Source organism: Xanthomonas sp. NCPPB 1754, assembly GCF_041475725.2.
Classification (GTDB): domain Bacteria; phylum Pseudomonadota; class Gammaproteobacteria; order Xanthomonadales; family Xanthomonadaceae; genus Xanthomonas; species Xanthomonas euvesicatoria.
Genome location: NZ_CM192982.1, coordinates 1,897,948 through 1,911,587 on the forward strand (window position 1 = coordinate 1,897,948; position 13,640 = coordinate 1,911,587).

The following is a 13,640-nucleotide window of genomic DNA, read 5'->3' on the forward strand; positions in this document are numbered from 1 at the left end:
ACCGTTCAACATGGGTGATACATGAAAATCTTCATTAGTTCGCTTATCACCGGAATGGAGGCGGAACGGGCGGCAGTCAAGCACGCCATCGAGCTTCTCGGTCATCAAGCCATCATGGCGGAGGATTTCGGCGCCCGAGCCAGCTCTCCCCAAGTCGCATGTCTAAGTGGCGTGCGCGATGCGGATCTTGTCATTCTCGTTCTTGGACCGCGCTACGGGACCAAGCAGGCAGGAGGCGTTTCAGCAACGCACGAAGAGGTGCGTGAGGCCCGGAGCCGCAAGCCACTTCTGATGTTCGTGCAGTCCGGCGTGGAAGCGGAACTGGATCAAGCCGAACTGATTAAGGAGGTTGGCAAGTGGCAAGGTGGTCAGCTCTGGGATGGCTTTGTCTCAGCGGATGACCTGGGGCAAAAGGCAACTCGCGCCATCCATCGGTTCCAGCTGACGCAGGCCGTGGCGCCCCTCGATCCCACAGGATTGAGCGATTGTGCACTGACGCTCTTCCCACGGATCGAGCGTGGCTATCAGCAAAGTGGCACGGTCTTGCAGCTTGCTGTTGCAGCTGGACCGGACACAACAGTGCTTCGCCCCGCCGAGATGGAATCCCAGCCCCTTCTGGAGGCCATGCAACAGCATGCGCTCTTCGGAAAACCGGTAATCCCCCCGCCCATTAGCAGACGCCAGAAGTGGAATTTTCTCGTACCCTTTCCCGAGGAGGTTCCATGAAGAAGTCCCGCTTTACCGACAGCCAGATCATCGCCGTGCTCAAGCAGGCCCAGGCCGGTGCGCCCGTGCCGGAGCTGTGCCGCGAGCACGGCATCAGCTCGGCCACGTTCTACAAGTGGCGTAGCAAGTTCGGCGGCATGGACGTGTCCATGGTCGCACGCATGAAGGAGTTGGAGGAGGAGAACCGCCGGCTCAAGAAGATGTACGCCGAGGCGCAGCTCAGTACCGACCTGCTGAAGGAAGCGCTCGCAAAAAAATGGTGAGGCCATCTCAGCGACGCGAGATGGCCCAATCGGCAGTCACGAGCGGGCGCACGAACATCCGCCACGCCTGCCAGACCTTCGCGGTGAGCCAGACCTGCTTCCGCTACCAGGCCAAGGCCAGCGAGCAGAACGCCCGGATCGCCGACTGGCTGGTCCGCCTGACGACCGCCCATCGCGACTGGGGCTTTGGCCTGTGCTACCTGTACCTGCGCAACGTGAAGGGCTTTGGCTGGAATCACAAGCGGGTCTACCGGATCTACCGCGAGCTGGAGTTGAACCTGCGGATCAAGCCGAAGAAGCGGCTGGTGCGTGAGCGGCCCGAGCCTCTGGCGGTGCCGGAGGCCATCAACCAGGTCTGGTCGATGGACTTCATGCACGACCAGTTGGCCGACGGCCGCAGCTTCCGGCTGTTCAATGTGCTCGACGACTTCAATCGCGAGGGGCTGGGGATCGAGGTGGATCTGTCGCTGCCGTCAGCCCGGGTGATCCGATCGCTGGAGCAGATCATCGAGTGGCGCGGCAAGCCCGCCGTGATCCGCTGCGACAACGGCCCTGAATACATCAGTGGCGCGTTGCTGTCCTGGGCACAGCGGCTTGGCATCCGGGTCGAGCACATCCAGCCGGGCAAGCCACAGCAGAACGCCTACGTTGAACGCTACAACCGCACCATCCGCTACGCCTGGCTCGCCCGCACCCTGTTCGACACCATCGACCAGGTGCAGGACAAAGCCACCCGCTGGCTATGGACGTACAACCACGAGCGCCCGAATATGGCGCTCGGCGGCATCACGCCTGCCATGAAGTTGGCGATGGCCGCTTAGCTCCACTTCTGGCGACCGCTAGAAGTGGGGGGGTTACCCCAGGACCAGGCATGGACACTTCTGCTGATGAGACTTCGCTGGCGAAGATGCCTATCATGCCGGCATCCGTTGGCAGACTCAGTTCAAGTAGGGACGACGAAGCTCGGTCAGCAGCCCAGGGAGATCCACACGGCCCTCAAGATAGTCGTTGAGCGCATCGGCCATGTGCTGATCAATACCAAAGCCAGCCGCATGCTGTTGGGCGATCCAGCCTTCAACATGGGCTTGGCGCAGTTGATGCTCTTGGTGGTCCAAAGGTAAGGTTTGCTGACTGACGGAAGAAGGCATGACGAAGGATCCAAGTGACTGATTCACTTGATTCGTATCATAAAGCGGATCTTCGTCAAGCCGACCCTAGCTGCTCGAAAAACGAGCGGTCAGAGCTTCTCGCCCTCATTGATCGCCTGATTCAAGATCTCATACCACTGGTTCATCTCGCGCTCGCTGCCGAACTTGATCGTCCAGACTGGATGATTCACATCTCGAACGCTGACCGTGATCGTTCCTTCCCGCCTTGAGTTGTGCCAGTGCTTCTCCCAAGAGCGAACATCCATCAACGGGTAGATCTTCACTGCCCTGCCGACACGAATCTTCAACCGCGACCGTTCAATCGAGATCGCCAAAGCTCCTTGTCGCCAAAAATACGAGCGATCAAACTCCCGCTCAAAGACCTCCCGCTGGTTGCGCAATCGGTCAGCACGATTGACGACGAAGGCGACCAGCACCGCTGTGCCCAGGACAAGCAAGATGAGAAACGTGCCAACGGTCATGTGAACTCCTGAGAACAGAATGGGACCATCGTTGATTGCAAACGGATGGCTACTGGACGCGACCGGTGATCTTCCAAGTGCCGCCCATCTTGGTGAACGAATAAACCCCGTCCATCTGATTGCCAAAGTCGCGACCCATGGCTCTGACCTTGGCCGTTACGTCACAGGTGTAGCTGGGCGCGCCTTCCGCCTTTTTGCACTGATTGCTCTGGAAATCTTTGATGCGCGCCTCTTCATTGCTGTTGTCTTGAACGAACAGCAGGAAGGCATGCTCCCGCTCAGACTGCGAGGGGCCACCGGAAGAGCAGCTGGCCAAACAGATTGACATCAGGCCAACCAGGGCCAAGCAAAGCTTTGACATGTGCATCTCCAAAAGAGGGAAAGGGAAGGGTGCTAGAAATCCACCAGACCGGCAGGTTCGGGACGCTTGATTGGCCGACATGCTCAATGGCTGCACGCCTCCGCACACAGCCCAGGAATGACCGGTGTTGGTGCTTGGTAGTCGCAGTTGATTGGCGGGCGGAACCATGTTACTGATAAAGTAACAGACAAGGCAAGTCGGAGACCTCATGCTCATTCATCACATTGCATGCTTGTGGTCACATTTTGGATCTGGACGACGCTCGTCTCATCTTCGCCAACCGCCTCCGTCACGCGCGCCAGAAGGCCGAGCTGACCCAGGAAGCTTTGGGGGTTGCCGCTGGACTGGCTCCTGAGGTGGCCAGGACGCGCATCAATCGCTACGAGAAGGGCGTGAACGAGTGCGATCTACGCACCGCCAAGCGCTTGGCCGACGCCCTCGGCATGCCACTGGCTGCCTTCTTCGCCGAGACCGATGAGGTCGCAGACGCCATCCAAGCGCTTGCCAAGCTCTCGGTCGAGGAGCAGCGAAAGGTCGTCGCCGAATTGCAGCTCAAAGCCCAGCGCAGCGGTGCGCCTAGCCCATAGTGCCAAGGTCCCGCTGATGTCTTGGCACGCTTCCCGTCAGACAATTCCTACACAGATGCCAATGCGCATCCGATCTAAGCGGGCTGTGTGATCCTGTAATCTTGCGAGCGGACGGTCGTTTTCAAACAAGCCAGGGATCAACGATGGAAGGCAGCACTTCATGACCGGCAAGATCAAGCTCAGTGTCGCCATCTCGCTCTTGCTCCTAGCCCTCATTGCAGGGGTCTACCTTTCCGGTCAGTTGATCTTGATGCTGTTGAAGTTGGCTGGGCCGCTCAGCGTCGGCACCTACTGGTCTTACGTGAAAGCGCTCGACCTCCCCCAGTTCGCCCCCTATGCGACCAAGATCAAGCTCGCTGGCGCCATCGGCTTCGGCGTGCCGCTTGTGGCCTGGATCGCGCTGCTGATCCCGCTGTTCAAGCCTAAGGCGGCCGCATTGCATGGCGACGCGCGCTTTGCCTCAGGCAGTGATCTGGCCAAGAAGGACATGCTCAAACCGTCGCCAACCGGCATCGTGGTTGGCAAGCATGGCGGCAAGTTGGTGCGCTTGCCCGGCCAGCAGTTTGTGATCCTGGCCGCACCCACGCGTTCCGGTAAGGGCGTGGGCATCGTCATTCCCAACCTGCTCGACTACCAAGGCTCGGTGGTGGTCCTGGACATCAAGCAAGAAAACTTCGATCTGACTTCCGGCTGGCGCAAGAGCCAAGGCCAAGAGGTCTTTTTGTTCAACCCCTTTGCCGAAGACGGGCGCACTCACCGCTGGAACCCCCTGAGCTACATCTCGCCCGATCCGGCGTTTCGCGTCTCGGACCTGATGAGTGTCGCGGCCATGCTCTACCCAGATGGGTCGGATGCCCAGAAGTTCTGGGTGAGCCAGGCCCGCAATGCTTTCATGGCGTTTACGCTCTATTTGTTCGATAGCTTGGACGATCAGATCAAGCGCAAGCACCCGAAAGACACCTGGATGTTCCCAACCCTTGGGATGCTCTATCGCGTGTCGTCTGGAGACGGGAGCGACTTGAAGGGCTATCTCAAAAAGCTCTCGCAGCGCGACTTCTTGGGTCGCGATGCCAAGATGGCCTTCGACAATTTGCTCTCGCAAGCCGAAGAGACCTTCGCCTCGATCATGGGCACGTTCAAAGAGCCGCTCAACCAGTTCATCAATCCGATCCTGGATGCGGCCACCAGCGGCAACGATTTCTTGCTGACCGATGTGCGCAAGAAGAAGATGAGCATCTACATCGGCATCCAGCCGAACAAGCTGGCGGAAAGCCGCTTGCTGATCAATCTGCTGTTTAGTCAGCTCATCAACCTCAACACGAAAGAGTTGCCGCAAAACAATCCGGCGCTCAAACACCAGTGCTTGCTGCTGATGGACGAATTCACGTCCATCGGCCGGGTCGACATCATTGCAAGCGCGGTGAGCTACATGGCCGGCTACAACATCCGCCTACTGCCCATCATCCAGAGCATGGCGCAGCTGGACGCAACATATGGCAAGGATGTCTCGCGCACCATCATCACCAACCATGCGTTGCAAATCGTCTACGCCCCCCGCGAGCAGCAAGACGCCAATGACTACTCCGACATGCTCGGCTACACCACAGTGCGCAGGAAGAACAAGTCGCACAGCAGTGGCAAGCAAAGCAGTGTGTCCTACTCCGAGACCGAGCAGCGCCGTGCATTGATGCTGCCGCAGGAGTTGAAAGCGATGGGCTTTGACAAGGAAGTCCTTCTCTATGAAGGCATTCCAAGTCCGGTGCTCTGCGAGAAGATCAAGTATTACGAAGATACCTACTTCACCAAGCGCTTATTGCCGAAAGTGAAGATTGAAGCCTTACAGATGGTCCCCGCATGAGTGATAGCACACCTTCCAATAAGCCTCAAAGTCGATTGAAGGCTGATGGCAGTCACAGTCAACAGCTGCTGCGTGATCTGGCATTGATCAATGCACGCACTGTACAGCAGTTGGGGCCACTGCAACCAGGCGTGTCCGTGGCAACGCCTAAGCGCAAGCCCAATCTTCCACGTCCAATGCAACGCCTCAATCAGGATGCTTTTATGACTCAGACCAACGATTCTTCCCCTGATTCCATCGGCGCACGACCACCAGTGCCACAAGGGTTGCGCGAAAGCTTCAAGGATTACCCCGATCACATTGCGCGGTTAGAAAACGCGCTTCAGGAGTCGGTCGATAAGCCATCGCCGATTACCCCTCCCTTGGAGTTTGCGATCTGGGCAATCGAGGGCTGTCTCGATACTTTCGTTGACGAATCACGCGAAAAGCTACGGATCGCGGAGCAAACGGGCGACCAAGAAGCAATCGCACTGGCGAAGTCGACGCATCTGCTTATGCTTCATAGCGCCTCTAAGGGCGCATGGAAGGAGCAGAACTTGATGGACTATTTTGGGTTCCCAAGTTCGAGTCATCGTCATGGCTGATGAAACCGATGTGCTACCAAAGGGGCTCCATGAGCAGATCCTACGCGAGCAAATACTAACCGCTCAAGATTTCATCAATTCAACAGCCCAGCAGCAGCCGAAAGCAATCATTTTGGGCGGTCAGCCTGGTGCTGGTAAGGGCGGTCTGGTAGCCCAGGCGAAGGCCGAGCTTGATCAAAATGCCGTCACAATCGATCCGGATGAGTTGCGCCGCCACCATCCGCGCGTTGCTGACTTTCGACGCGAAAATCCTTATGAATGGTCTGGTCGAACCCACAAGGACGCAAGCTCTTGGGCCGATGAGCTACGCGTAGCAGCGACTGCGGAGAAAAAGAACCTTATTTTCGACACCACATTGAGTGATGGAAAATGGGCGTCGGAGACGTTGATCAAAGGTCTGCAAGAGCAGGGCTATGAGGTCGAGGTGCGTGCTGTTGCCTCTCCTAAGTTGGAGAGTGAGCATGGTGTCGATGAGCGTTTTACGGCCAACACCGACAGGCAAGGCTACGGTCGCCATGTGCCTGAGGGCGCGCGTGATGCAATCTACGGAAAGCTGCCTGTCAGTTTGGATACCATCCATGCGAACAGCAACGTGCCGATCCGCATCTTCAATCGTGAGGGCATCGAGCTTTACGACAGTCGCGCTGATGCACGCATGCCTGGTCAAGCGTTGGAAGAAGCACGCAACGCACGGCTTAAAGATCCCGCTTTCACCGAGCATCTTCGGGAAGCCTGGCAAAAGCAAGTCGATTGGCACCGTGACTTGCCGGACCATGTCCAAGAGATCCCGAAATCTGATCCTGATGTCCAAGCAAAACTGCTTGAGGAGCATGCCAAGCTCCGGGTGAGCGATGTGGTTGCTAGTCGCATGGAAGGCATTGCCACCATCGACGAACTTGTGCGGCCAGGTGCTCCACCTGCACGCGTGCCTGTGCCGGAACCTGAAATCCCAGGCTTGCGTCGCGCCGGGATGACAGCAGGGCTTGCGGGTTTGGGTGTTGCCGCTACCGCCTACGATGCGTCGCAGGCCGGAGAGCGTGTGGGCACGCTGTTGGCACAAGACAACCTCACCGCTGCACGCTCAGAAGCGTTGCACTTTGCTGCCCGAGGCGCGGGCGGCTGGGCGGGAGGCGCCGCTGCCGCTGCCGTTGTTGGCACAACCGGTGCAGGCCCTGTCGCGTTGGTAGTTGCCGATGGTTATCTGTTCAGTGCCGCTGCCGACAAGGCCGCGACCTTGTGGGACAACCGCCAGATCTACACACAGACCGATAAGCAGGGCGTGAGCTGGGAGTTCAACGGCAGCCAGTGGCTTCGCCAAGAAAAAGCCGACTTGCAAGACGATGGCGTGGATGCGCCGCAGAAGCAGGCCATGTTCGCGCTGCCCGAAAAAGCGCGTGAGCTGAACTATCACGCCAGTGGCGAAGCGACCGAACAGGCACTGGGCAAGGTGCAGCCCAGTAATCCCTATGTGCAGCCATCCAGTGAGGCAGATGCTGCGCATCTTTACGCACGGGATTGGCGGCATGATCCGGCAAGTGGCCAGTGGTCTCGGATGGTCGCCGACGAAGTCGATCGGAACGATCGGCCCATCTGGACGGTGGATCCAGCAAGCCCTGAGCGCAATGCCGCGTTGGACCAGCAAGCAGCCCAGGTGGTTGACGCCAACATCGCCCGAGGTCCGGCTGCGATTGCAGCAACCTATCAAGCTGCGTATCAGCGCAATGGTTGGGGGGACTTCGGCCCCGTGCCAGCGGCCGTGCAAACAGCCTTGAACCCGGACTCGTTGCAAGCCTCGGACGGCAAGCAGTATCAGCGCGATACGCAAGGTCAGTGGCGCCATGACGGCGTTGCTGCCGAAGGCAATGTCCCGTTGGAACTCAACGCAACGCGCGAACGCTTGCAACCGGCATTGGAGCAGCACGCGCAGGCGTTGGCACAGATGCCTGCAAGGCAAACGCCAACGCCACAGCAGCAAGACCAGGCCAATACCGAAGCGACCTATGCCGCCTATGGCGTTGCGCCCAATGCCCAGACTGCAGGCGCGATCCAGCTTGCGGTGCAAAAAACCCGTGAGGCAAACGGGATTGATGCCGCGACCAGCTCTTTGGCGTTGGAGCGTGATGCGACCGGTCAATATTCGGTGGACAGCCCCATCCAGCATCTGAGCCGTGACGCCGATGGTGCTGTGCGCGTTGCGGCAACCACCAGCACCGCCGACATCCATCAGGCACTCGGCGAGGTGCAGTCACTTCGGCAGGAGCAGCCGCCTTCGGCCGGTGCACCAGACCTGCGCATTGATGCGCAATCGCCCCAAGAGCGCGATGCCTACGAGCAAGCATTGCGCGAAGCCAATCGGCAAGGTGTCTCCACGCAAGAAGCACAACAAGCTGCGAGCTTTGCAGCAACGACCGCCACCGCTCCGCGTGTGGATGAAACCCAAGCGCCTCAGGCAGCCATTGACGCGCAGCGGGATCAAGACGTTGCACGCACACCCGACGCGCCTGCCGTTGTGGAGACGGCAACGCCTGTTCCGGTCGTGATGCCTGCATCCCTCAATGTGCAGGCGCAGGAAGAGCCGCGCCCGGTCGCTAAGCCCGCCGAACCGAAGCCCGAGCCTGTCCCGCAACGCGAACCCCACGAAATCCGAACACCTGAGGTTGCCGCAACCCCGACAGCCGGCGCAGTCCAGCCTAAGGCGGAGGCATCGGTTCCAACGGCAAGCGTGTCTGCGCCGGGCGTTGGATCGGCATCATCCGCTTCGACCGTTCCCGATCAGGTGTCTACTCAGGCCACTGTGCCGACGCAGCCGCTGGCATCAAGTGAGGTGGAAGGGCTGCGCCTTGGCGACCGAGGGCAGGAGGTCGAGTTCTTGCAGTATCGCTTGCAGCAAGTAGATGCCCGGGGTCCGAACGGCCAGGCCGTGCCGCAAGACGGGCACTATGGTCCAGAGACCGAACATGCCGTGAGGCAGTTCCAGCAAGACCATGGGTTGCCGGCAACAGGCGTTGCCGGCCAAGACCTGGATGCGGCGTTGTCCCAGGCACAACACGCGCGCCGAGATGCCTCGAAACCCACAGCGCCGACATCGGCGAATGCGGCGGTGGAGCAGGGCAGTGAGCAGCAAGCCCGAGCAGGCACGCCACAGAACGATGCGCCATCGGCTGTTCCATTGCAGGCAGAGCAGCAAGAGGCGGTGCGAGCGCCGTCGCCGGCAATTCCAACGCAAAGCGAAGTGCCGGCGCAGATCGTATTGCCGGAGCGCCAACCCGCTGCCTATGCGTCGTCGCCAGGTTTTGGTGGGACAACTGCCCGCTCTAACGCACACGAACACGATGAGGATCGGGTTGAGCAAGCAAGGCCCCTCCAAGATGCCGCTCAGCAGGCGTTTCCCTCTGATCATCGGGATTACGCGTTGTTCTCTGCCATCCAGGCGCAGCTCCCGAAAGGCACGTCCGATGAGAAGACGGCCGAGGTATTGCATGCTGTCAAAGAGTCAGGGATTGAGCGCGCGGATGAACTCCGGAACGTGACCATCCAAGATGATGTCGCCTTTGTCTTTGGCAAAACGCCGGGCTTTCATTCGGAAACCTCGCTCAACACGCCATCGCCGGGCATCAATGAGACCTTGCAGAAGACAGAGGCAATGGATCAGCAACGGGTGCAGGAGATGGTGCAATTCCAGCGCGAGCGCGAAGAAATCGACAAGAACCCAACAGGCCCCGTCATGACGCTTGCTGGCCACTCTCAGCAGCAGGCGATGTCTGGCGGCGATGGGGGCAGTGGTGGTGATGGGGGCGGTGGCTGACGCATTGAGCGTAGGATTCATGCTTCGACCCAGCAATGTGTGGCTGCGCTTTGCGCAACGCACCTTCGCTTGACGCAAGCCTTGGTTGCTGAAAAAGCAATAGCGTGGGGCCTGCGAACTTAGGTTTGGCGCCAATGCCAACGCCAGATCAACAAAATGCAAATGTAATTTTAATGTCTGCGCGGGTAGCCTCAACTCACGCAAGTTGTGCAGTAGATCTCGAAGTGTAGGTGCTATGGATAGCGAGTCAGGTCAGACGGATGACGCAGAACAACCGCTCTTTCGCAAGCGGAAGGGGCCGGAGACAACTTCCACACTCGGCGACCTAAAAGATGCGTTTCCCTCGTCCATCCGGATCTGGATTGGCTGTGGCTGTGTGCTTTTCCTCTTGCTGGCCACGTTTGTTCTGACCGCGTCCTACTCCAAGCGGGAGCACGTGTCGGGCCAGATCATTTCGACACATGGGCGAGTGGATATCCGCAGTGGAACGCCTGGCCTCATCCTGTCGACGACATTGAAGCCCAATGCCTTGGTCAAGAAGGGCCAAGTGCTTGCGGAGCTGTCAGCCGACATCACCGACGAAGCGGGTCGCTCTTTGTCCGATGAGACGATCAAGCGTGCGCTCACCCGATCAGAAGAGCTGACCAAGGAGCAATTGCAGACGCATGACTTTTCTGGCCAGCGCGAGCGGGAACTGACGCGTCAAGTCGAAGAAACGACCGGCGCGATGCAGGAAGTCGCTCGCAAGATCTCAATCTTGGAAAAGAAATACGCCAAGAACAAAGAACTTTTGAAGACCATTGAGCCGCTGCTTGCTGAGAAGTATGTGTCCAAATACACCTACCTCACCTACGAAAATGCTCTCTTGGATGCAGAGGCGGAGATCCAGGATGCCCGCGCGCAGCAGTCCACACTTCGTAATCAGCGTGCCGCATTGCTGGGTGAAATCACCGAGATAAAGACAGCCGCCAGCAGACAAGCGAGTGAGATCGAGCGTGAGAAGTCCACGATCGAAGATCAAGTGGCCAGAGCCAAGTCCGATCGGCTGCAAACCATCACTTCACCCTTGAGCGGCACTGTTGCAGCAATCTATGCATCCCAAGGTCAGCGCATTGGCACCGACTCGATCATCGCGTCCATCACCCCAAGCGAGTCGGTGTTCGAAGCCGAAATCCTCATTCCTTCCAGGGCCATCGGACATGTGAATGTCGGCACCGAGGTGCTGCTCAACATCGCCGCATTCCCGAAAGCAAAATATGGCGCCATCCAGGGGCGCATCGCATCGCTGTCAACGCAAACGAGTCCCCTCGGTGAGTTGGAGCGCCGCTATGGTCGCCAGTCGCCCACTGAGCCGGTTTACACCGCCAAAGTCGCCTTGCCTTCCCAGACCATTGGAGTTGCCCAAGAAGCGAAGCCCTTCCTGCCGGGGATGGAAGTGGACGCGGAACTGATCTTGGAGGGCCGCAAGATCTGGGAGTGGATGTTTGACCCCTTCCAAACCATGGGATCGCGCTTAACGGGTGAAAAGCGATGAAGGACGTCTTGACACCATCCGCCGATGGCGATGCCGAGCCGGATCGCTCTGCTGAACCAAGCCTGGTGTTCTCCTCGAAGCGCCGTGTGCCGCATATCCGTCAGACGGAGTCGAGTGAGTGCGGCCTGGCCTGCATTGCGATGCTGCTCTCCTACTACGGCCATGAAACGAGTCTTGGGGAGCTTCGCAACCGCTTTACGGTGTCAACCAGTGGGGCAACGCTCGCCTCGCTGATTGAAATCGCTGATGCCAACGGGCTCACGACGCGTCCGCTTCGCTTGGAGCTTTACGAACTGCCCAAGCTGTCGTTGCCTTGCATGGTCCACCTACACCACGGGCACTTTGTCGTGCTGACGGCTGTGAGGGGAGGGCACGTGCACATCAGCGATCCCGCAGCGGGCGTCAAAAAAATCAAGCTCGATGAGTTCGATGAGCTTTTTAGCGGCATTGCGTTGGAGGCGCATCCGGGTCCGGCCTTCAAGAAGATCAAGAGCGTGCCATCAGTGTCGCTTCGCGATCTGGCAGGCTCGCTTCGGTCCCTGGTGCCCGCGTTCTGGGGTGTGGGCATCTTGGCGCTCTTCTTGGAAGGCTGTGCGCTGATTGCGCCGCAATATCTAAGACTGACCATGGATCAGGTGCTCAGCGTCAAGGACGATGGTCTGGTCACCACATTGGCTATCGGCTTTTCGATCGTGCTCCTGGTCCAGCTCGTCTTGACCGTTGCCAGGAAGTGGACCTTGCTGTGGATCTCTTCGACCACTAGCTTACGGTGGAGCAGCAACTTGTTCCGCCACCTCGTGTCGCTATCCCAGTCGTATTTCGTAAAGCGGCACACCGGGGATATTTCAAGCCGCTTCCAGTCGATCTACTCCATCCAGCAGTCACTCACGACGAAGATGATGGAAGCGGTCATCGATGGGGTGATGTCTTTCCTCATGTTGTTGCTCTTGATGAGCTACGACGCGCCGCTTGCCTTCGCCTTGTTGGCTTTCACCATTGCCTATGTAGGTTCGCGCTACGCCTACTACGCCAAGCTCAAAGAAGCCAACCTTGATCAGATCAACATTGATGCACGCCGGCAAAGCTTGCTCTACGAAACGGTCCGAAGCATCCAGCCCATCAAGCTGTTCAACAAGTCAGCGCTTTGGGCATCGCGCTTCACGAACTACAGCGCGAAAGCCACCAATGCGACCATCGGAGCCGAGCGTATCCGCATTGGGTTCGATTCCGTCCAGCTTCTCATCCAAGGCCTGTGCCGCATTTTCGTGATCTGGGAAGGCACCCGGCTGGTGCTCAGTGGGGATATGACGGTCGGGGTGTTGACGGTCTTTTTGATCTACGCGACCCAGTTCAGCCAACGCAGCATCAATCTGGCCGACTACTTGATGCAGCTCCGGCTGCTTCGCTTGCACACCGAGCGCATTTCAGACATCACGCACAGCGAGCCTGAGTCGTTTCTGCATGGCAACGGCGCACTGGAAGACGCTGCGCCCACCATTGCAATTGCCAACGGCTATTTCCGCTACTCGTCTACGGACAAGTGGATCATGAGCGCCTTGCAGCTCAGGGCCCCGGCAGGCCAGGTGATTGCAATTGTCGGGAACTCAGGCGTGGGTAAGACCACGCTCATCCGCGTTCTGGCGGGGCTTGAAGATCTTCAAGTCGGGGACTTCTTAGTCAATGGAGAGGATCTGCGGAAAGTCGGTAAGTCGAGCTACCGGAGCAAGGTCAGCATCGTCATGCAGGGAGACAATCTGTTGTCGGGAACGCTGTCGGAAAATATCTCCATGTTCGATGAGCACATTGATCAAGAGCGTCTTGTGCAGGCTGCGAAATTGGCATGCATCCACGACGATATTCAGCGTATGCCAATGGGCTTCAACACCAGAGTCGGCGACCTGGGAAATACGCTGTCAGGTGGTCAAAAACAACGGGTCTTCTTAGCCAGAGCCTTCTATAGGCGCACCAAGTTGTTGTTGATGGATGAGCCAACGACTGGGATTGATGAGCAGATGGGCATACAGCTGATGAAGAATATCAAGAGCATCGGCGCGACCACAGTCATTGTGACGCATGACAAGAACATCTCTCGGATGTGCGATATGCACTATCTCTTCGTGGGCGGAGCTCTAAGGCCCTTGATCAAAGAGCAGCCTAGCAAATTTGAACGGGACGAGGCCGGGGAAACGGCTGAGAAATCCAGCCAACAATGAGGGGTTGTAACGCTTATCAAAATAAATTCGAGGGAAAAGGCGGCAAGGCGCATTCAATGAAAAAAACGATCAGAAAAAA

The 13,640-nt window shown here is 58.2% G+C and carries 11 protein-coding genes; 8 read left to right on the forward strand and 3 right to left on the reverse strand.

The annotated features are described in order from the left end of the window. Window positions 1–21 precede the first annotated feature (21 nt). Both ACCQ15_RS08450 and ACCQ15_RS08455 read left to right on the forward strand, forming a co-directional pair. Window positions 22–726: a DUF4062 domain-containing protein gene (locus ACCQ15_RS08450; protein ID WP_372381414.1), complete on the forward strand. Its 705-nt coding sequence runs from the start codon at window positions 22–24 to the stop codon at window positions 724–726. Next, window positions 723–1,810 (forward strand): IS3-like element ISXac2 family transposase gene (locus ACCQ15_RS08455; RefSeq protein ID WP_089504397.1). Its coding sequence is split into 2 segments (ribosomal slippage): window positions 723–975 and window positions 975–1,810, totalling 1,089 coding nucleotides; the frame shifts between segments, so codons are not numbered across the junction. Before ACCQ15_RS08450 ends, ACCQ15_RS08455 begins: the two co-directional genes overlap by 4 nt. Before the next feature lie 117 nt (window positions 1,811–1,927). Here the strand turns inward: ACCQ15_RS08455 and ACCQ15_RS08460 are convergent. The 3 genes from ACCQ15_RS08460 to ACCQ15_RS08470 form a co-directional block, all read right to left on the reverse strand. Beyond that, on the reverse strand, window positions 1,928–2,137 hold the full coding sequence (locus ACCQ15_RS08460) for a hypothetical protein (protein WP_014089906.1): 210 nt from the start codon (window positions 2,135–2,137) through the stop codon (window positions 1,928–1,930). Between the two features lie 89 nt (window positions 2,138–2,226). Next, window positions 2,227–2,619 carry a hypothetical protein gene (locus tag ACCQ15_RS08465; protein ID WP_016851038.1) on the reverse strand — a complete coding sequence of 131 codons (393 nt, stop codon included), beginning with the start codon at window positions 2,617–2,619 and terminating at the stop codon, window positions 2,227–2,229. A gap of 49 nt (window positions 2,620–2,668) precedes the next feature. Further along, window positions 2,669–2,986, reverse strand: a complete 318-nt coding sequence (locus ACCQ15_RS08470; RefSeq protein ID WP_016851037.1) for a hypothetical protein — start codon at window positions 2,984–2,986, stop codon at window positions 2,669–2,671. Window positions 2,987–3,225: 239 nt separating this feature from the next. Between ACCQ15_RS08470 and ACCQ15_RS08475 the strand changes: the two genes are divergently transcribed. The 6 genes from ACCQ15_RS08475 (at window position 3,226) to ACCQ15_RS08500 (ending at window position 13,561) form a co-directional block, all read left to right on the forward strand. Further along, window positions 3,226–3,567 carry a helix-turn-helix domain-containing protein gene (locus ACCQ15_RS08475; RefSeq protein WP_016848995.1) on the forward strand — a complete coding sequence of 114 codons (342 nt, stop codon included), beginning with the start codon at window positions 3,226–3,228 and terminating at the stop codon, window positions 3,565–3,567. 160 nt (window positions 3,568–3,727) lie between these two features. Then, a complete protein-coding gene (locus ACCQ15_RS08480; protein ID WP_014089910.1) occupies window positions 3,728–5,425 on the forward strand; it encodes a type IV secretory system conjugative DNA transfer family protein in 1,698 nt (565 codons plus the stop codon). Window positions 5,426–5,691: 266 nt separating this feature from the next. Beyond that, window positions 5,692–6,009, forward strand: coding sequence for a hypothetical protein (locus ACCQ15_RS08485; protein ID WP_016848996.1), 318 nt, complete (start codon window positions 5,692–5,694; stop codon window positions 6,007–6,009). Continuing rightward, window positions 6,002–9,814 carry a zeta toxin family protein gene (locus ACCQ15_RS08490; protein WP_039587293.1) on the forward strand — a complete coding sequence of 1,271 codons (3,813 nt, stop codon included), beginning with the start codon at window positions 6,002–6,004 and terminating at the stop codon, window positions 9,812–9,814. The genes ACCQ15_RS08485 and ACCQ15_RS08490 overlap by 8 nt, the downstream gene beginning before the upstream one ends. 235 nt (window positions 9,815–10,049) lie before the next feature. Next, window positions 10,050–11,348: an HlyD family secretion protein gene (locus tag ACCQ15_RS08495; RefSeq protein WP_014089913.1), complete on the forward strand. Its 1,299-nt coding sequence runs from the start codon at window positions 10,050–10,052 to the stop codon at window positions 11,346–11,348. After that, window positions 11,345–13,561 (forward strand): peptidase domain-containing ABC transporter, encoded by a 2,217-nt coding sequence (locus tag ACCQ15_RS08500; protein ID WP_014089914.1) that lies wholly within the window; start codon window positions 11,345–11,347, stop codon window positions 13,559–13,561. The genes ACCQ15_RS08495 and ACCQ15_RS08500 overlap by 4 nt, the downstream gene beginning before the upstream one ends. The last annotated feature ends 79 nt before the right edge of the window (window positions 13,562–13,640 follow it).

Bases quoted from the DNA above. Each gene is read 5' to 3' on its own strand.
- ACCQ15_RS08450 (WP_372381414.1), top strand. From the start codon at position 22: ATGAAAATCTTCATTAGTTCGCTTATCACCGGAATGGAGGCGGAACGG.
- ACCQ15_RS08460 (WP_014089906.1), bottom strand. From the start codon at position 2,137: ATGCCTTCTTCCGTCAGTCAGCAAACCTTACCTTTGGACCACCAAGAG.
- ACCQ15_RS08465 (WP_016851038.1), bottom strand. From the start codon at position 2,619: ATGACCGTTGGCACGTTTCTCATCTTGCTTGTCCTGGGCACAGCGGTG.
- ACCQ15_RS08470 (WP_016851037.1), bottom strand. From the start codon at position 2,986: ATGCACATGTCAAAGCTTTGCTTGGCCCTGGTTGGCCTGATGTCAATC.
- ACCQ15_RS08480 (WP_014089910.1), top strand. From the start codon at position 3,728: ATGACCGGCAAGATCAAGCTCAGTGTCGCCATCTCGCTCTTGCTCCTA.
- ACCQ15_RS08490 (WP_039587293.1), top strand. From the start codon at position 6,002: ATGGCTGATGAAACCGATGTGCTACCAAAGGGGCTCCATGAGCAGATC.
- ACCQ15_RS08495 (WP_014089913.1), top strand. From the start codon at position 10,050: ATGGATAGCGAGTCAGGTCAGACGGATGACGCAGAACAACCGCTCTTT.
- ACCQ15_RS08500 (WP_014089914.1), top strand. From the start codon at position 11,345: ATGAAGGACGTCTTGACACCATCCGCCGATGGCGATGCCGAGCCGGAT.